Annotated in this window: 18 protein-coding genes; 7 read left to right on the forward strand and 11 right to left on the reverse strand. The window is 47.5% G+C overall.

The window, feature by feature from the left end; translation table 11 throughout:
- Positions 1 to 278 precede the first annotated feature (278 nt).
- The 5 genes from MLD56_RS14335 to MLD56_RS14355 form a co-directional block, all read right to left on the reverse strand.
- Positions 279 to 419, reverse strand: coding sequence for a hypothetical protein (locus tag MLD56_RS14335; protein ID WP_165082404.1), 141 nt, complete (start codon positions 417 to 419; stop codon positions 279 to 281).
- A gap of 81 nt (positions 420 to 500) precedes the next feature.
- Positions 501 to 1,304 (reverse strand): hypothetical protein, encoded by an 804-nt coding sequence (locus MLD56_RS14340; protein WP_029517393.1) that lies wholly within the window; start codon positions 1,302 to 1,304, stop codon positions 501 to 503.
- Between the two features lie 72 nt (positions 1,305 to 1,376).
- Positions 1,377 to 1,796 (reverse strand): hypothetical protein, encoded by a 420-nt coding sequence (locus MLD56_RS14345; protein WP_029517392.1) that lies wholly within the window; start codon positions 1,794 to 1,796, stop codon positions 1,377 to 1,379.
- A gap of 236 nt (positions 1,797 to 2,032) precedes the next feature.
- Positions 2,033 to 3,313, reverse strand: a complete 1,281-nt coding sequence (locus MLD56_RS14350; RefSeq protein ID WP_029517391.1) for a helix-turn-helix domain-containing protein — start codon at positions 3,311 to 3,313, stop codon at positions 2,033 to 2,035.
- Between the two features lie 22 nt (positions 3,314 to 3,335).
- Positions 3,336 to 4,154, reverse strand: a complete 819-nt coding sequence (locus MLD56_RS14355) for a carbon-nitrogen family hydrolase (protein ID WP_029517390.1) — start codon at positions 4,152 to 4,154, stop codon at positions 3,336 to 3,338.
- A 176-nt stretch (positions 4,155 to 4,330) separates the two neighbouring features.
- Between MLD56_RS14355 and MLD56_RS14360 the strand changes: the two genes are divergently transcribed.
- The 7 genes from MLD56_RS14360 (at position 4,331) to MLD56_RS14390 (ending at position 11,709) form a co-directional block, all read left to right on the forward strand.
- Positions 4,331 to 5,512, forward strand: a complete 1,182-nt coding sequence (locus MLD56_RS14360; RefSeq protein ID WP_029517389.1) for a pyridoxal phosphate-dependent aminotransferase — start codon at positions 4,331 to 4,333, stop codon at positions 5,510 to 5,512.
- A 241-nt stretch (positions 5,513 to 5,753) separates the two neighbouring features.
- The gene (proB, locus tag MLD56_RS14365; protein ID WP_029517388.1) at positions 5,754 to 6,959 is read left to right on the forward strand and encodes a glutamate 5-kinase; all 1,206 of its coding nucleotides are present in this window, start codon (positions 5,754 to 5,756) and stop codon (positions 6,957 to 6,959) included.
- Between the two features lie 12 nt (positions 6,960 to 6,971).
- A complete protein-coding gene (locus MLD56_RS14370) occupies positions 6,972 to 8,264 on the forward strand; it encodes a glutamate-5-semialdehyde dehydrogenase (protein WP_029517387.1) in 1,293 nt (430 codons plus the stop codon).
- A 39-nt stretch (positions 8,265 to 8,303) separates the two neighbouring features.
- Positions 8,304 to 9,170, forward strand: coding sequence for a pyrroline-5-carboxylate reductase (gene proC, locus MLD56_RS14375; protein WP_029517386.1), 867 nt, complete (start codon positions 8,304 to 8,306; stop codon positions 9,168 to 9,170).
- Positions 9,167 to 10,378 carry a 2,3-diketo-5-methylthiopentyl-1-phosphate enolase gene (locus tag MLD56_RS14380; RefSeq protein ID WP_029517385.1) on the forward strand — a complete coding sequence of 404 codons (1,212 nt, stop codon included), beginning with the start codon at positions 9,167 to 9,169 and terminating at the stop codon, positions 10,376 to 10,378. The genes proC and MLD56_RS14380 overlap by 4 nt, the downstream gene beginning before the upstream one ends.
- Positions 10,375 to 11,052, forward strand: coding sequence for a 2-hydroxy-3-keto-5-methylthiopentenyl-1-phosphate phosphatase (locus MLD56_RS14385; protein WP_029517384.1), 678 nt, complete (start codon positions 10,375 to 10,377; stop codon positions 11,050 to 11,052). The genes MLD56_RS14380 and MLD56_RS14385 overlap by 4 nt, the downstream gene beginning before the upstream one ends.
- A complete protein-coding gene (locus MLD56_RS14390) occupies positions 11,053 to 11,709 on the forward strand; it encodes a methylthioribulose 1-phosphate dehydratase (RefSeq protein WP_029517383.1) in 657 nt (218 codons plus the stop codon).
- Between the two features lie 539 nt (positions 11,710 to 12,248).
- Here MLD56_RS14390 and MLD56_RS14395 read toward each other — a convergent pair.
- From MLD56_RS14395 to MLD56_RS14420, 6 genes are all read right to left on the reverse strand, one after another.
- The gene (locus tag MLD56_RS14395) at positions 12,249 to 12,860 is read right to left on the reverse strand and encodes a flavin reductase family protein (RefSeq protein ID WP_029517382.1); all 612 of its coding nucleotides are present in this window, start codon (positions 12,858 to 12,860) and stop codon (positions 12,249 to 12,251) included.
- 165 nt (positions 12,861 to 13,025) lie between these two features.
- Positions 13,026 to 13,808 (reverse strand): hypothetical protein, encoded by a 783-nt coding sequence (locus MLD56_RS14400; RefSeq protein ID WP_029517381.1) that lies wholly within the window; start codon positions 13,806 to 13,808, stop codon positions 13,026 to 13,028.
- Position 13,809: 1 nt separating this feature from the next.
- Positions 13,810 to 15,075, reverse strand: a complete 1,266-nt coding sequence (locus MLD56_RS14405; protein WP_029517380.1) for a hypothetical protein — start codon at positions 15,073 to 15,075, stop codon at positions 13,810 to 13,812.
- A 94-nt stretch (positions 15,076 to 15,169) separates the two neighbouring features.
- Entirely contained in the window at positions 15,170 to 15,640 is a 471-nt protein-coding gene (locus MLD56_RS14410; RefSeq protein WP_029517379.1) for a hypothetical protein, read from the reverse strand.
- Positions 15,637 to 16,269, reverse strand: coding sequence for an RNA polymerase sigma factor (locus tag MLD56_RS14415; RefSeq protein WP_274597660.1), 633 nt, complete (start codon positions 16,267 to 16,269; stop codon positions 15,637 to 15,639). The genes MLD56_RS14410 and MLD56_RS14415 overlap by 4 nt, the downstream gene beginning before the upstream one ends.
- 174 nt (positions 16,270 to 16,443) lie before the next feature.
- A complete protein-coding gene (locus tag MLD56_RS14420) occupies positions 16,444 to 17,172 on the reverse strand; it encodes a DnaD domain-containing protein (RefSeq protein ID WP_049816981.1) in 729 nt (242 codons plus the stop codon).

Here is a 17,172-nt window from a genome sequence, read left to right on the forward strand (position 1 = left end):
GGGGCTTCGCCCCTATACTTTCAATACTGCAATTAGATCACGGGTTCGATTACACTGTTGCGATGTTGCTTCCATCTGTCTTCAACGAACCACATTTCATGTTCATTTGAAATTCATGTCAGCCTCGCCTGATTACTCTACGCTTGCTCGGAAACTCCACTTTATCCATCCCGCATCACTTCTTTCCTTAAGGTCTCTAGTCTTGGTATCCAAGAATGTCCTACCTCAGTTCCAATGTGCTGTGTGATCCCAAAGTGTCTGTCCTCGCCTTGTTGTGATCAGGGTCTCCCTAGATGTGGTGGACTTTTGTCCTGATCATAGCCCATTTCATAGTTGTTTCCGACAACCTGTCTATTTAAGCCTCTCGGCCGTGACAGGCCATCCCTATTCGCCAGTTCGGATCTACTTTGGTTATCCATCGTTATCAACCTCCTGGTGTCGGGATACTATTATAATACACCTATAGGCTGTATCTGAAACAGGTATCATAAAAAACTTTTTTATGATCGAGAAGAACCAAATGCTTGCTGTACCTCGGCTTCACTCACTTGTGTTTTAAAGACCAATTTCGAAGGATCTTGAGGTGAATAAATGACCTCTATAATGCTTCCTTGCTGCAGCTTGGATAGTTGGGAAGAAAAAACATCCTTTTGCGTGGTTACATTAAAGGTATCGCCGTTGCTTTTCGTTACACTCAGCGTAAATTGAAGCTTAATTTTATCGGATCCCGCTTCACCTATGGGTGTAACATCCAGCACCTTTGCATATGCCTGCTCACCGGTTTTGGCAATTTCCATCAGCTCGGGCGATACGCCCTGCTTGACCATTTGCTCATTCATTAACGCTTGCAAATCCATCTGCGACACCTGCCCTTTCAGGTCAAGTCCTACTTTCTTTTTGTCTTTCTCCGATATTACGAGTGGAATGATCGAGCCTGGCTGAAATTGAGCCATGGAAGTTAAAGGAATAATCGTCGTCAAAGCAGTATCATATTTGTCTTCTCCCTGTTTGGTTACGGTCAACCCAAGTTTTACCTGCGGCTGATTGTTTACATAAGTCCCTGTTTGCTGAACACTAGTAATGATCCCTACCCCAGGAGCACCCTTCTTGACTTTACCCCCTCCGAAAAACGCACCTATAATACCAGGTAGAAATATAAGCGCAAAGCCTGTATAAATTAACGGCCGATACCACGGAGCATCCATAATCAAAAATGGATCATTCCATAAGTAGTTAGCCAAGAATGGTGAGAAGCCTACACCAAACACTAGAAGTACCCCGATCATACTCAAAAATCCTTTCATCCTTCAAAACCCCTTTTCAATCATCTGTTTAAAATATATGTCAGCAAGATAGGGTGAAACACCTCATTCATTTTACGCTGTCACCAGACCCATATAGATCAGCTCTGATGGATTTTTCGGGTTGCTTCCCAGACCCACCGTATCTCCAGGCCGCGGGATTTGCAGCTTGGATACGAGCGTTTCCAACGTTTTTTGGTATCGATTGCCGTTAATTTCTGTCACATCTAGCACTAGCACTACGATCGGATCAAAATTCACGAGCTTCCCGGTATCTGTTACCGAAATAATAACCGCAGTCGCTGCCATCGCCAAACCACCGTTAGCCGCTGTTTGAGCTTGTCTTGCCGAATTTAGGCTTTGGTTGATCTGTTCCCGATGCTCTTTGGGTACTAGACCTTTCATAAATAAGCCTGACAGGCCTTTATTCATCAGTTGGTCTGCTTGTTCTATCGCATCCTGCTGTTTTTTCTTTTTACCGAAAAAGTTCATCATGTGATTGCACCTCGTATTTTGTATTGTCGTACCTTATGAATTCAGTATAGAAGACGGTTCCTGACATCACAATACGTTTTGGCACATACAAAAAAACCGGAAAAACAGGAGCTTCAACCTGTATTTTGTCGGTTTATTTTTGAACTTTGGCACGGTTCGCACAAAATTTTGCACACTTCCGAGTATTCTTTCGAACAATCTATCCGATAGTTTTGTGAAAAGCGAATGATTTCTGACTATTTTTTTCTTAAAAGATAGACCAGTTTACGATAATACGCAGATGATTCTTTATAACGACGACTGTCCTCGGACACCACAGCCAGCGTTTCATATAACTGTTCAAGCCGCGCTGGATGCTGAAGAGCTTCAAAATAAGGCAAGCATTGCAAGGCATGCATCCAAAAGGCGTCCTGATTTCCCTGAGCAAGCGCAAGCTGGCTTTCATAAAAATCAAGCCCCATTTGCTGATCTGTTGTCAGATTGGTTTGGCGAAGCTGATCCAAATGCTGTGAGAGAAGGCCCCAATTTTTCCGCACAAACGCAATCTCACAACGATATATCAGCGTAACGGGCAGCATCATCTGCTGCATTTCCTCCCGCTCCCGACTCACCAGCGCTTCAAAACGCCCTACTTCCTCCAATGCCTTGTCCAGCTCTCCAATCGATGTCAGCATAATAATCCGGTTGTTCAGGATGGTCGTGAGCATATCTGCCGCATTTTCCAAATAGACTAGATTGGCCTCAGCCATAGACAGCGTTAACAGTGCTTCCTGTACAGAACCCATGGCAAAACAATATCCGCTGTAAGCTACATACAGGCCCGTCAAACGGTGAAAAAGCCGATCATCATACACCCTTCGCATCGTCTGCTCGAATACCTGCTTCGCCTGATCAAATTGCTTAACCTGAATGCAGGCCTCCATCATAATGTTTTGCGCATTGAGCCAGTTTTCCGTCCCCTCTTCCACCAATCGGATTAACTGCGTAACGTTATTCAGCACATCATAATAATGATTTTTAGAGCGGAGATACTGGATTTTATAAAATAAAATTGCTTTTTTTAGCGGTGCGGGCAGCTCCACCTCATCCGAACGACCAAACTTCTCCAAATAAAAATTCAAATAGGTTTGATGTAAATATTCATAGGCCGTTGGGTCATTTAATTGCTGGTAATAAACGGCCTTCATCAAATAAGTCGTCATTTCCACTACCAGTGAATCGTTGCGATCCTCCAGCTGATCCACATAGCCTTCCGTGGCAGGATTAGCCAGCTTGGACAGCTCTGTAAAAATCTTATCCGCTGTAGCCAGCGTTTCCTCATCCTCTGCCGCTGCACGTAAGAGGTACGATGGGTTTACACCTAAACGCCCAGCAATTTGCTCAGCCAGATCCTCTGCTAACGGGTAACGGTCGGCCAGTATATTCGCAAAATGTGCAGGTGTCACCAGCCCGTCTACCAGCTCTTTACGGGACAGGTTTTTCTTTTTACACAAAAATTCAATGCGTTCCTTAAGCATGGAGTATTCCTTTCTACACTGATTATCGGTCATACAGTGAGGGACGCCGATCTTCAAACACCGGAATACGACCACGCACGTCCTGCACCAAGGCAGACTCAATCGTTCCTGTGAGAATCTCCTCCTGCTCTCCGCCCTCAGCAATGATTTCTCCCCATGGATCAATAATAAGTGAATGCCCGAAGAATTCAGTTTCTCCGCTGCGACCTACCCGGTTACAAGCAATGACATACATTTGATTTTCTATAGCACGTGCGGTCAGCAAGGTGCGCCAGTGATGCAGCCGAGGATGAGGCCATTCTGCGGGTACGATCAGCAAATTCGCGCCCGACAGAGCCAAACTGCGGGCTAGTTCAGGAAACCGGATATCATAGCAGATCGACGCACCTGCCTGAATCCCATCATCCAGTGCGAATAAAACCTTTTCTTCGCCAGGCTGCAAATATTTTTCTTCATCCATAAGTCGGAATAGATGAATTTTGGAATACGAAGCAACCTCTCTGCCTGTTCGGTCAAAAACAAGCATCGTATTATACACATGACCGTCGCTTTTTTTCTCTGCGATCGACCCAGCTACTACGTTCACTTGGTGGGTGGCAGCGAATGCTGCTATCCATGCCCGGGTCTCCGTTCCTTCCTTGTCCGCCAGCTCATGAATGCGCTCCAAGGCATAGCCTGTGTTCCACATTTCTGGCAGGACAATCAGATCCGGCCTCAGTTCGGCTTTCATCGCTTGTTCCATTAAAGCTCGGATATGACTGCGGTTTTCCGGGGGATTTCCTATCTCTATGTGAGCTTGTATGAGTGCAACACTGAACGGCTGAGCTTCCTGATACGTCAAAATCCTTCATCCTCCTTGTGAGCCGGAGCTTCTCGTGACCCATTGTCCGGTATTTTCTCCCATCATAGCCCGATCAGTCTGGATTACGCAACCATGCAAGCTTAATTCCCCCTATACAGCTCGGTAAAATCGTGATAGATTATTTCTTAAACTATTCCAAAAGGTCGTGTACATGGATGACTCATTTTTCTATTCCTTCCTCTGACGTCATGAAACAGTTACCCACTCAATTTTTTGCCACACTTGTACAAAATGTAAACCGTGAAATCGCGGCGGGGCATGATGTCATTAATCTCGGACAGGGGAACCCCGATACCCCCACTCCTTCTCATATTGTAAAAGCTTTGCAGGAATCAGCAGATAACCCGCTATATCATAAATATTCGCCATTTCGCGGTTATAGCTTTCTCAAGGAAGCCGTTGCCCAGCGCTATCAGGAGGATTACGGTGTAACGCTCAATCCTGAAACCGAGGTCGCCATCCTGTTTGGCGGGAAAACAGGCTTGGTTCAGCTACCGCAAGTTTTACTCAATCCCGGCGATATGTGTCTCGTCCCTGATCCCGGTTATCCGGACTACTGGTCAGGTGTAGCCTTGGCTAAAGCGGAAATGTCTTTTCTGTCATTAAAGGAAGAGAATCGTTTTCTGCCCGACTATGAAGCCATTTCCGCGGAAGACCGCCGCCGCGCTAAGCTAATGTTCCTTAACTATCCGAATAATCCTACCTCGGCTACTGCTCCACTTTCCTTTTACGAGGATACGGTTGAATTCGCGCAACGTAACGGCATTGTGGTTGCCAGTGATTTTGCCTATGGCGCTATTGGATTTGATGGCGAACGTCCGGTAAGCTTCCTACAGGCTAAGGGTGCTAAAGACGTGGGGATTGAGTTCTATACCTTGTCCAAAACGTACAATATGGCGGGCTGGCGTGTTGGTTTCGCGCTCGGTAATGCCGAAATCATCTCGATGATTAACCTGCTGCAGGATCATATTTATGTAAGCTTGTTTGGCGGCATTCAGTCAGCGGCTGCGACAGCCTTAACGGCCTCGCAGAACTGCGTAAGCGAGCTGGTTGCCCGTTATGAATCGCGCCGTAACGCTTTTTATGATGCACTTGGGCAAATCGGCTGGAAGGCGACACGCCCAAGCGGCTCCTTTTTCAGTTGGTTGCCTGTGCCGCAGGGCTATACTTCTACTTCTTTTGCTGATCTGTTGTTGCGGGAAGCCAAGGTGGCTGTCGCTCCAGGGATCGGCTTCGGGAGTGGCGGCGAAGGATATGTGCGAGCGGGGCTGCTGAGCTCAGAAGCTCGACTGACCGAGGCGGCTGATCGAATTGGCAAGCTAAACCTGTTTGGTTAATCCGTATTTTCCAGCTACAACTTCTTTGCCAAACCTGGTCTTTTCGTGGTATTCTGTATCCAATATCATTTAGCGCGTTGAAGGGACTATTAAGAGAGACCCGGTCCTGTTCAGAGAGTAAATTCCGATAGGCTGCAAGAATTTACCTGGACTCTCTCCCAACTCCTATCCCCGAGCGCCCTGCGCAATCAGGCGGCCCCTGCCGTTAACAGGTTTCAAGTGGGATGATCATGAATCATCAATGAAGGTGGTACCGCGGAAGCACAAACTTTCGTCCTTTGCATACAAAGGATGGAAGTTTTTTTGCATTAAAAAGAGTAAAATTAAGGAAGTGGACGTCATGTCAACACGTATCGTCATTAAAATCGGTAGCAGCTCTCTAACTGGAGTGGAAGGTGGCTTGAATCGGGAAGCCATCGCTTATTTTGCCCGGGAAATCAGCTTGCTTCGTGCAAAAGGTTATGAAGTGCTGCTGGTTACATCAGGCGCAGTAGCCGCCGGATTCAGAGAGATTGGGTACCCGTTTCGCCCTAAGCTGCTACATGAAAAGCAGGCGGCAGCGGCTGTTGGCCAAGCTCTTCTCATGCAGGCCTATGAGCAGGCTTTTAAAGATTTTGACCTAGTGATCGCGCAGGTTCTGCTTACCCGTAGTGACTTTTTGATCCGCAAACGGATGAACAATGCCGGAATGACCGTAGAAGAATTGCTGCGCCAGCAGGTTATCCCGATCTTTAACGAAAATGACACGGTATCAATTGACGAATTGAAATTCGGCGATAACGATATGCTGTCCGCGCTGGTTGCCAATCTGGTCAAAGCTCAGCATCTGATTATCATTACGGACACCGATGGCGTATATACGGCAGATCCGCGCAAGCATCCGAATGCCGTACGTTTTGAACGTATCGAAGAAATTACAGAGGAGATTTATGCATTAGCTGGAGGTTCTGGATCGTCTGTAGGTACTGGCGGCATGCGATCCAAGATCGAAGCTGCCAAAGTCGCTACACGCGGCGGTGTGCCTGTATATGTGGGACGTGTAAGCGCGAATGGCGATCTAGACGCAGCCGTTGAAGGACACGGACCGGGAACATATTTTGACACTCACCTCTCTTCACTTCCGATGAAAAAACAATGGCTTGGATTTATGTCCACCCCTCTGGGCGCGGTGCATGTAGACGAAGGGGCCGAGGAAGCGCTGGTTCACGGAGGACACAGTCTACTTCCGGTTGGCGTACGACGTGTCGAGGGCAGCTTTCATGCCGGAGATGTCGTTGAGGTGCTCGGACCGGAAAATAAAGTGTTAGGACGCGGCATCGTCAATTATGACGATGAACAGCTTCGAATGGTACAAGGATTACCGAGCGGTGAGGTTGTGGGCAAAATTGGTCCCATTCACCGGCTTGAGGTGATTCACAGGGATGAATGGATTACATTATGTATGTAGGGAGGCCGTAACATGAGTGATTTAACGACAAACACAGCTACAACCGAGGAGAATCAGTTTAGCGAAGTACGAACCAAAGCGAATCTTGCCAAAAAAAGTGCCGGGGTCATGAACCGCCTGACTACAGCACAGAAAAACGAAGCATTGCTTGCTATGGCTGAAGCTCTAGTAAATCATACTGAAGAGCTGATTGCAGCAAACCATAATGACCTGAAACATGGACGGGAATTGGGAACATCGGAATCACTGCTCGACCGCCTCACGCTGACCGAGGACCGAATCGGGGCAATTGCCGAAGGATTACGCCAAATTGCGGCACTACCTGACCCGGTCGGCGACACCCTTGAGCAAATTGAACGTCCAAACGGTCTGCGAATTGAGAAGATACGTGTGCCGCTGGGTGTCATCGGCATCATATATGAAGCGCGTCCAAATGTAACCGTGGATGCCGCGGGCCTGTGCTTGAAAACAGGTAATCCGGTTGTGCTACGCGGTGGTTCGGCCGCCCTCTTCTCCAACCGCAAGATTATCGAAGTACTCCAGCAGGCACTAGACGCAACAGCTGTGCCACGCGAGGCACTTCAACTTATTGAAGATTCAGACCGTGCCTCGGTCAACGAAATGCTCACCTTGAACGGCTTGCTGGATGTAATTATTCCACGTGGCGGGCGTTCACTCATTCAAAATGTTGTTCAGAACGCTACCGTACCTGTCATCGAAACCGGAGCAGGTGTGTGCCATACCTTTTTGGACGCTACAGCGGATGCAGCAATGGCCGAAGCGATTACACTGAATGCCAAGGTGCAAAGACCGTCCGTGTGTAACTCGATGGAAACATTGCTCGTACACTCGGATTATGCAAAAGCACACTTAACAGGATTGGCAGAACGCTTTCGTGATGCGGGGGTTGAGCTACGCGGCTGTGCACGCACACGAGAATTGGTTCCTTGGGCTGTTCCTGCCACAGAAGAGGACTATGGCACCGAGTATAATGATTACATTATGAACGTCAAGGTCGTGGACAATCTGGACGAAGTACTGGAGCACATTGCCCGTTACGGTACGATGCATTCTGAGTGTATTGTCACCGAGGACCAAGCCCATGTCGAGCGTTTTCTGCAAGAAGTGGACGCGGCAGCCGTGTACCACAATGCCTCTACCCGCTTCACGGATGGCTTTGAGTTCGGGTTTGGTGCCGAGATCGGAATCAGCACACAAAAATTACATGCCCGTGGTCCAATGGGATTGCCTGCCTTGACTTCAACCAAATATCGCGTGTACGGTACTGGACAAATCAGGGAATAATAACAAAAATCAATCCGTATCCTTGGAGGTTATGAATCTATGTGTGAATCACAAACGAAAGTTTTAATTAACGAGCAAATTACGTTTTTCGGGGCAGGATCAATGGCAGAGGCTATTATTCGTGGAATGACGGCACGTTCTGTCGTTAAACGTAGTGGTATTACCGTTATCAACCGCAGTAATCAGGCTCGTCTTGAGGAACTCCAAAAGCAATATGGAGTCTTGTACCAAACCGAGGATGCCGCCAAAACCGAGCTTCTGCGTCGTTCTCCAGTCATTGTGCTTGCCATGAAGCCCAAGGATGCTGCACAAGCACTTGGACAGCTCGGCCCACTTCTGTCTGATGAGCAGCTGATCATATCGGTCATCGCTGGATTGTCCATTCGTACGATGCAAACCTTACTGGGTCGCAAGCAGCCGATCGCACGGACGATGCCCAATACATCCAGCTCGATTGGGCTGGGAGCTACAGGCATTAGCTTTTCCAAAGAGATCAGCGAAAACCAGCGTAAAAATGTGCTTACGATGTTCGAATCTGTAGGTACGGTGACGGTTATAGAGGAAGAGAAAATGGATGTTTTGACCGGGATATCTGGAAGCGGCCCTGCCTATGTCTACTATCTGATGGAAGCCATGATTGCCGGGGGAATTCGTGGTGGCTTGACCCCTGAGCAAGCGCACGAACTAACGGTGCAAACCGCGCTTGGAGCGGCACGCATGGTACAGCAAACCGGAGAGGAGCCTTCTGCCCTTCGCCACAAAATCATGTCTCCTAATGGCTCTACGGTAGCTGCATTGGAAATGCTGGACAAAGGTGACTTCTATGAAACGGTGATTGCGGCGGTGCAGCGGTGCGCTGAACGATCCCGCGAGATGGGAGCTGTACTCAAGGAGGGAATTGAATGAGCTATTGCTTGGCGACCTACCGGGTATACGATGACAAAGCCGATTTTAACCAAAAGGCCCAATCTATTGCCATCGGCATGACGGTGGGCAGCTGGACTGAGCTCCCGCAAGCCAAACGGGACGCGATGCAAAAGCATCTTGGCTCGGTTCATTCTGTGGATATTCACGATGGAGGTCCTGGTGAACGGTACGCCGACCTGACCATCACTTACCCGGATGTCAACTTCAGCCGGGATATTCCCGCACTGCTGGTCACAGTCTTCGGCAAAATTTCGATGGACGGCCGAATTAAACTAACGAAGCTGGGTTTCTCGGAAGCCTTCCGCTCTGCTTTTCCCGGACCGAAATTCGGTATCAGCGGCTTGCGCGAGCAGCTCGGCGTGCATGATCGCCCTCTGCTCATGAGCATTTTCAAATCTGTGATTGGCCTCAATTTGGACGAACTTCGTGAACAGTTTACCCGGCAGGCTCTCGGCGGTGTCGATCTGATCAAGGATGACGAGATCTTGTTTGAAAATGCGCTGACACCAATTGAGAAACGAGTCGAAGCCTGCATCAAAGCTGCCGAAGCGGCTGAGCGCGAAACCGGTAAAAAGCTGCTGTATGCGGCTAATTTAACGGGGCCGACCTCGCAGCTTAAGACGCAAGCTCTCAAGGCCATCGACGCGGGTGCCAACGCGTTACTGTTTAACGTGTTGGCCTACGGTTACGATGTGCTGCATGAACTTAGCAGCGATCCCGCCGTCTCGGTGCCAATTGCTGCTCATCCTTCGTTGGCGGGAGCTGCTTATCCGTCGCCACATTATGGTATATCGGCGTCCGTTCTACTTGGTCAGCTTATGCGGCTGGCTGGCGCTGACCTCGTCCTCTTCCCTTCTCCCTACGGCTCAGTGACGATGCCGCGTGAGGAAAACATGGCGATCCGCGATGAACTGATCACCCCTGATCTACCGCTGAAGGCCAGCATGCCTGTCCCTTCCGCAGGGATTCACCCGGGCCTCGTGCCGTTAATTGTACGTGACTTTGGTACTGACGTTGTTGTCAACGCCGGGGGTGGGATTCACGGCCATCCGCTAGGTACAGAAGCCGGTGGGCGCGCCTTTGTGCAGGCGATTGAAGCCGTACAGCAGAATGTCCCGCTGGCAGAATACGCCCGTACTCACCCCGAGCTGCAATCTGCGCTTGACATATGGGGAGGTGAACGATGAGCACAGCAAAGAAGCCCGTCATTTTTTGCGATTTTGACGGGACAATTACGAACAGCGATAATATTGTCGCCATTATGAAGCATTTTCAGCCTGCAGGCTGTGAGCCCATCATGCATCAGATCGTAAATGGGCATACATCCATTCGTGAAGGCGTAGGTGCGATGTTCGCCTTGATGCCTTCGGAGCAAAAGGGCGAAATTATCTCATATGTACTTGGACAAGCTGGTATACGCGAGGGCTTTGCACGCTTTTTGGACTATGTACGGGAGCAGCAGATTGAATTTTTCGTTACCAGCGGCGGCATTGATTTTTTTATTGATCCATTGCTAAAACCATTCGATATTCCACACGACCACGTCTATTGCAACAAAGCAGATTTTTCCGAGGAGCGCATCCAGATTACGTGGCCGCATCCATGTGAGGAGCCGTGTACAAATGACTGCGGCATGTGTAAAACGACTGTGATTCGTCAATACTCTCCCGAACAATATGAACGGATTTTGATCGGCGACAGTCTGACCGATTTTGAAGGAGCTAAAATTGCCGATCTTGTGTACTCCCGTTCGCATCTGACTTTAAAGTGTCAAGAACTTGGCGTACCACATGTACCCTTTGAAACATTTGATGACATTATCGAGGATTTAAAGCAAAAACAGGAGCAAGGGGTGCTGTAAATGAGTTTTAACTTGGCAGACATTTCATTGGAAGAAAAACGCCGCGCACTGGAAGAGCTCGCTGATGTCAAAGAACTATTCGCATCTCGCAACTGGTTCCCAGGCACAAGCGGTAATCTGTCGATCCGAATCGGTGACTTTCACCCCGAACAATTTTATTTTGCAGTTACCGCCAGCGGCAAGGATAAGACCAAACGCACTCCTGAGGATTTTCTGTTCGTAGACCAATACGGAAAAGCAGCAGAAGCCACAAACCTCAAGCCAAGTGCAGAGACGCTCATCCATTGCGAAATTTACCGCCTGACAGGCTGTGGAGCAGTTTTTCATGTGCATACCGTGTTTAACAATCTGATTTCCGAATATTATGGTGAGCAAAGCGCTGTACCTATCCAAGGTATTGAGCTGATCAAGGCTTTTAACATTTGGGAAGAAAATGCTGCGATTGATATTCCTGTGCTGCCTAATTACGCGGATATTGCCTCGATTGCCAGGCTGGTGTCTGGTGTACTGAATGATCAGGTGCCTGGAATTTTATTGCGTAACCACGGCATTTATGCGTGGGGCCGTGATGTATTTGAGGCTAAAAAGCATTTGGAGGCGTTTGAATTTTTGTTTGAAACGACGTATCGCTCCCTGCTGCTGAAAACTTTGAAGTAAATAAACTCATAAGTCTCAAAGATGTGTATCATTATTAGTAAAAGCGGTTATTGAATATCGAGAACGGGGCCTGAGCGAAAAGCACGGTACGTTCTCTTTTTTATTAAAAAAGTTTCCTATCCTAGTGGTGACATAAAATCTTAGTTGAGGTGATATGGCTCTTCGGGTAAAAAATACGACAAATCATTGCAATTAATTTTTTTAAATGATAGAGCTCCTTTGAACTACATACCATTTATAATTACCAACTTTAAAATAAAGTTGTTGTCGTCAGATTTTGTACATTCAACATACTGTACTAAATCGATTGACGCTGGAAATAGGTCATTAAGAAGTTCCATTTGGAAACTAAACGATGGTCAATGGCAAATGTTTTTTCATCAGGGAACTCCAACAAAATAGGGACTCATTTTAAACAGTTGGCTCTCGAAACACCACAATAATATCAACATTCAGATTAAACATAGCCTTCATAAAGGAAATGTGATGAATAAGAATCCTTCCAATGTAATTTTAGGCATGCTGTAAAAAAAGCGCCCCTATTGGGGACGCTCCAGCGTGAATTGCTCTCCTAGCTTCGCATAATTATTCCCAGCCAACCGACTTACTGGACGCAACTCCTTAGCAATCACATACGTATTTTGGTACGCTTCCTCGGATAAATGATACTGCACTACGCGTCCGATTAACAGATCACAAGCAGGTGTGTCCTCTTTGCCTCCTAGCGGTATCACCTGTTCCAGAATACATTCCATGCGTATTTTCGCTTCTGTCACACCGGGAACTGCGATTTTTGTACTTTTTATCGGGGTAAGGCCTGCCAGTGTAACCTCACTCTCCTGCGGCGACAAACGGGAAGCCGTCACATTCACCGCTCCCACATTGTCCTCGTCTGTGATATGTACGACAAAAGCTTTATGCTCCATCGCATTACGTGCTGTATCTTTGGATACTCCATCGACACGTTGTACGGATACAGACAGCAGTGGCGGCTCGGAGGCAACGATGGAAAAATAACTGAACGGCGCACCATTCAGCACCCCTTCGCTGCTCAAAGTCGTTACAAAGGCTACCGGCCTTGGGATAATACTTCCGGTCAACAGCTTATAATTTTCACGCCCTGTAAGCGTATCAGGATTCAACGAAATCATTTTGCTTCCTCATTTCCGATCACAATCGCTATTCGACTGCACACCATCAAGTTTCGCCTGATAAGCAAATGCACCATTAGTTAGCGACATGGATGACATCTCAGGCTTCCTTTTCAAGTATCGCGTGAATGATACAAAATGTAAAGTTGGAGCCGGAAAATCTCCCTATTTTTCAATTATATTTCCTCGGCTATCGCGCACAGTAACCGTAATTCCCTCAGGTACAGCAATCGTAACATCAAGCTGCTGCTGAGTCTGCATGAACCGTGTCGGAATTTGACCCAGTAATACATACAAGGTATCGCCGATTTGCTTGGTCTGATATAAATCTTGACCCTTTATTTCGTCCTCTTTGCCTGTGTATACATAACTTCCGAACACATGCACTTCCGGTGAGCTGGTTGCGTCAATTTTGACCGCATAAGGATCTTCTCCCTGTACAATCACTTTGTTCACTTCGGCAGGCAGTTTTTCATGCCAGTCTGGGAGAACCCTTGTTTCCTGAACCGAACTCATTATTTCTCTGACTTGCGGAGTGATCCCCAATGAACTGACCAAGGCAAATCCGATACAGCAAAAAACCAATACCGCCGTAATAAACATACTGAATACATCATAACGAATACGCTCACGAGTCCCCTTCCAAGCAGTATACATTAAAATTTCCAAACCCAGCAAAACAAAAACGACAGGCCACCAGGTCAACGCCTGGTCCAGTATGCCCGCTCCCCAAAACTTGGAGGCAAACGTTATGCCCCCCAGCAGGACGAGGAAAAGTCCCATGGACAGCCTTCCGACTTTCCACACCCCTGCCGGAGCGTTTGACGCTTTAGAGGAATTATTTTTGTTAGATGATGTACCCAATATACCTGTGGAGCCTCCTCCATCGCTCTGAGGATGATGGGCTCCCTTAAAGGGAGCCTCACTCTTTGAAAATTCAGTATCCATTCTATTGCTTCTCCTTTACTCGTTTAGATTTGGAATTCCCGATCATCATCCAAATACCACCGCCAATTAACAATAAGGATACGATAATCGTTCGTAGATACATGTCAACCAAATTATAAATCTCTCCATTCGGAAACAGACGTTCCAAAGTAGGAACTAATACGTTGATTAAGATGTAATAGGCTCCTAGCAATAGTAACCCCAAGCCTACCCAGCGGTGATATTGTGCAAACATACCGATCACAGGCTTATCGATCAGCGGCTCCCGTCCATAACGGCTTACTTGCTGCAACGCATCAAAAAAGCTATAAAACCAGACCACCGGAATCAGGAACAAAAAAATTGAAAGATGCAGCACGTCCAGTACATAGATGCCTCCTAAAAACAGAAGCATGAGCTGGAGTCCACGCTTTTGCATACCGATATACATATGTCCAGCACCGGGAAATACCGATAAAATGGTAGCCAGCATTTTACTCCGCCGTCCCTCGACTCTTCCATATTCCAGTTCCTCAAACAAAGTACGGTCCTGAAGCATTTCTCCCGCTTGTTTGCGATGTACATGCTGCACCGCATCAAACATGCAATACAGCCAAATGATCGGTAACACGCCCGCAAACGCCAAAAATCCGGATTCGTTTGTAATGCTGGTAATAAAAACGAGGATCGCTCCAAAGCCAAAGAAAGATAGCAGAAAAGACAAACCACGCTGCATCAGGCCCAAGTGAAGGTGTCCCAATCCAGGAATGAACGACAGCAAAATCGTAAAAAATCGTTCATTGTCCGATCCTTTTTGAAAAGCAGGTGATCCTGCCATACCATAGTGTCCTTGTTGATAATGGTTATAGCCTGGGCCATATCCCATTCCTGCCCCCGGTGAATCCGTATCTGCGTGTGTTGCCTCCTCCGGTACCTCTCCTGTTAAACCAGCCTGTCCATAAGGCCCACTTTGCGAGTAATAACCATATGGATTAGGTCCTACATGAGGGGGATATGGAACAGCAGCTGCACGAGGATCATAACGCAACAAGCTAATAATAATATGCAGCATACTCAGTCCCCAAAAAAGAGCGGCAACAAACATACTGGCCAATAAAGGTAATTCGTCTCTTGATACCACTGAAAAAAATAATCCTCCCGCCAGACATCCGAAAAACAAAATGGTGTATACAAACGCATTGGCTTTTCTGGTCCAGTAATAGTGTCCCACACCGGGAATGATGTTCAATAGAAATGCCAAGAGCTTGCTTCTTTCCGTATAAGGCATCGCTACACTTCCTTTCTATTTATGGGATTTTAATGAAGTCCCCATCTGAAGGTTGTTGTTTTTGAGTTTTTCGTCTCACCCTTTATCCGAAGATTTAGGGCTTTAATTTATCGAGCCAGGTCGTGGTAGCTCGCATGACCTCTTCACTGTAAGAGACGCGTTCTTTTGGAGGAATCGGCTTTCCGTCTGTTTGCGGCATCATTTTGTCAAAGGCTCCACTGGACAACAAGATCAACGTTAGGCTTGCGGCGACAACATAGTGAAACACAGGTTTTTCAAACCAGCGGCGTTTTTTGAACATAACTTGACTCGGTTCAGCTTCTAGCTCGGGAAGAACGGCCATTACCTGATCTGTGAAGCGCTCCGTATCCATCCAGGCAGAATAATCTTTCATAGTTGACTCCAGTTGCTCCAGTGCAACAAGATATAACATCAGCGCCTGTTCGTCTTCCAACAGGAGCCTTTCCAGCCGGGCAGATTCCTCTATCGTGCAAGTTCCTGCAATGTAAGCATGCCAGTCATTCGATTTCCCTTCAATCCACGGTTTATCCTGTTGGTCAGTCATTGCCATTCCTCCTCCTTCCAGTGGTTTCGAATCCATAGTCGCGCCCGGTAGAGTCTCGACTCTACCGTTTTTAAAGCTACCTGCGTCTCTTCTGCAATTTGGTCGTAGGTTTTGCCCTGCATATAGTAGGCTTGAATAATATCCCGATGTTGCTGGGGCAACTGAGCGATTTTTTGCGATAGTTCTTTAATTTGCTCCTCGCGGATGAGACGAGCCAGCACATCCTCATCCCGGGAAGGGAGCTGTACAAGGGATTGTGCGACGTCTATTAGCTCTGCGGGGCGTCTGTCCTGTTTGCGCTTAATATCCAGCGCTTTGTGGAGCGCAATTCGGCTCAGCCACGTTTTAAAACCTTCGTTCCGGTACTGGGGGAGAGACTTGTACACCTGAACGAATGCCTCCTGCGCGGCATCTTCTGCTTCCTTGCTGTCATGCAGCACCGAATAGGCGATATGAAATACATGCTTGCTGTACAGCTCTACGATCTCACGGAACGCCTGCCGGTCACCAGACCGTATTCGTTCAATGATTCTCTCTATATCAATGACGCTCTCCCCCTTCCCAATACTATAGACGCCAGGAAATTTCCTTCCCCTGCATATTTCGAAAAAATAATTTAAAAAGGACACACCCTCCTGACGGAATGGTGTGTCCTCTATCATTAAAGCCTATTTACTCGTCTTCATTTCGGCTTAGCTCACGCGCACAGGCGATATTCCATGTTGTCCTCATTGCACAATAGCCAATCTGCAGTAACAGCCTTCATATATAAGTCTACTACCTAAAAGGCTTAGACCGATACATTAATTGCGTCCGCCACCACGGAATCGCTGGGCGTATTCTTTGGCATCCTGTGCATTACGGACACGGTTTCGGCTCCACTCCAGCAAAATACGGTCTATATACCGGAAATGTACCTTCCCTGCAAATACCGCTTCCTTCAAAGCCAGCAAAATAAGCTCCTCGGGATACCGATCCTGATCCACCCAGCTGGTGATCGTCTCGTATTCCATCGGTGATAATGGTCGCCCGAATTCTTTCTCGAAAATCGTGAACAAATTCCGTTCTTCTGTAAGCGGGGATTCCGATATTCCATTCAGTAAATCCGGCTTTCCGGCAAACAAAATGTCATCTTCATCGTGCTGCTCGTTACGCTCGGCGATCATACATTCTGCCAACTTACGATACAGCCCCGTCAAATTGTAACGTTCGAATTGTACAGATGAACTGCGGTCTTCTACGGAATCAATTCTCAAAAATCCTTCTTTCATGAGCTTACTGAAATAGAGTGCGATTTCATTCGCAGTGCATCCGATACGGGCCTGCAATTGTTCCCATGTCGGAAATTCATTACGTTCCGCTTGTTTGAAGGCAAGCAACTGCATCAGTAGCAGCATTTCGCCATCTGCCAGCCGAAGTGTTCGATAATGCTTGAGCAGGGCGTAGGGAATCTGGACCATTCCGGCTTCCATAGCAAAGGCTACTCCCTCCGCCCATTCTGCCGCTGATGTCTTGTCGAATGATCCGGTCAT

The sequence above is a fragment of the Paenibacillus peoriae genome (assembly GCF_022531965.1).
GTDB classification, from domain to species: domain Bacteria; phylum Bacillota; class Bacilli; order Paenibacillales; family Paenibacillaceae; genus Paenibacillus; species Paenibacillus polymyxa_D.

Bases quoted from the DNA above. Each gene is read 5' to 3' on its own strand.
- MLD56_RS14335 (WP_165082404.1), bottom strand. From the start codon at position 419: ATGGATAACCAAAGTAGATCCGAACTGGCGAATAGGGATGGCCTGTCA.
- MLD56_RS14340 (WP_029517393.1), bottom strand. From the start codon at position 1,304: ATGAAAGGATTTTTGAGTATGATCGGGGTACTTCTAGTGTTTGGTGTA.
- MLD56_RS14345 (WP_029517392.1), bottom strand. From the start codon at position 1,796: ATGATGAACTTTTTCGGTAAAAAGAAAAAACAGCAGGATGCGATAGAA.
- MLD56_RS14350 (WP_029517391.1), bottom strand. From the start codon at position 3,313: ATGCTTAAGGAACGCATTGAATTTTTGTGTAAAAAGAAAAACCTGTCC.
- MLD56_RS14360 (WP_029517389.1), top strand. From the start codon at position 4,331: ATGACTCATTTTTCTATTCCTTCCTCTGACGTCATGAAACAGTTACCC.
- proB (WP_029517388.1), top strand. From the start codon at position 5,754: ATGAAGGTGGTACCGCGGAAGCACAAACTTTCGTCCTTTGCATACAAA.
- MLD56_RS14370 (WP_029517387.1), top strand. From the start codon at position 6,972: ATGAGTGATTTAACGACAAACACAGCTACAACCGAGGAGAATCAGTTT.
- proC (WP_029517386.1), top strand. From the start codon at position 8,304: ATGTGTGAATCACAAACGAAAGTTTTAATTAACGAGCAAATTACGTTT.
- MLD56_RS14380 (WP_029517385.1), top strand. From the start codon at position 9,167: ATGAGCTATTGCTTGGCGACCTACCGGGTATACGATGACAAAGCCGAT.
- MLD56_RS14385 (WP_029517384.1), top strand. From the start codon at position 10,375: ATGAGCACAGCAAAGAAGCCCGTCATTTTTTGCGATTTTGACGGGACA.
- MLD56_RS14390 (WP_029517383.1), top strand. From the start codon at position 11,053: ATGAGTTTTAACTTGGCAGACATTTCATTGGAAGAAAAACGCCGCGCA.
- MLD56_RS14395 (WP_029517382.1), bottom strand. From the start codon at position 12,860: ATGATTTCGTTGAATCCTGATACGCTTACAGGGCGTGAAAATTATAAG.
- MLD56_RS14400 (WP_029517381.1), bottom strand. From the start codon at position 13,808: ATGGATACTGAATTTTCAAAGAGTGAGGCTCCCTTTAAGGGAGCCCAT.
- MLD56_RS14405 (WP_029517380.1), bottom strand. From the start codon at position 15,075: ATGCCTTATACGGAAAGAAGCAAGCTCTTGGCATTTCTATTGAACATC.
- MLD56_RS14410 (WP_029517379.1), bottom strand. From the start codon at position 15,640: ATGACTGACCAACAGGATAAACCGTGGATTGAAGGGAAATCGAATGAC.
- MLD56_RS14420 (WP_049816981.1), bottom strand. From the start codon at position 17,172: ATGACCGGATCATTCGACAAGACATCAGCGGCAGAATGGGCGGAGGGA.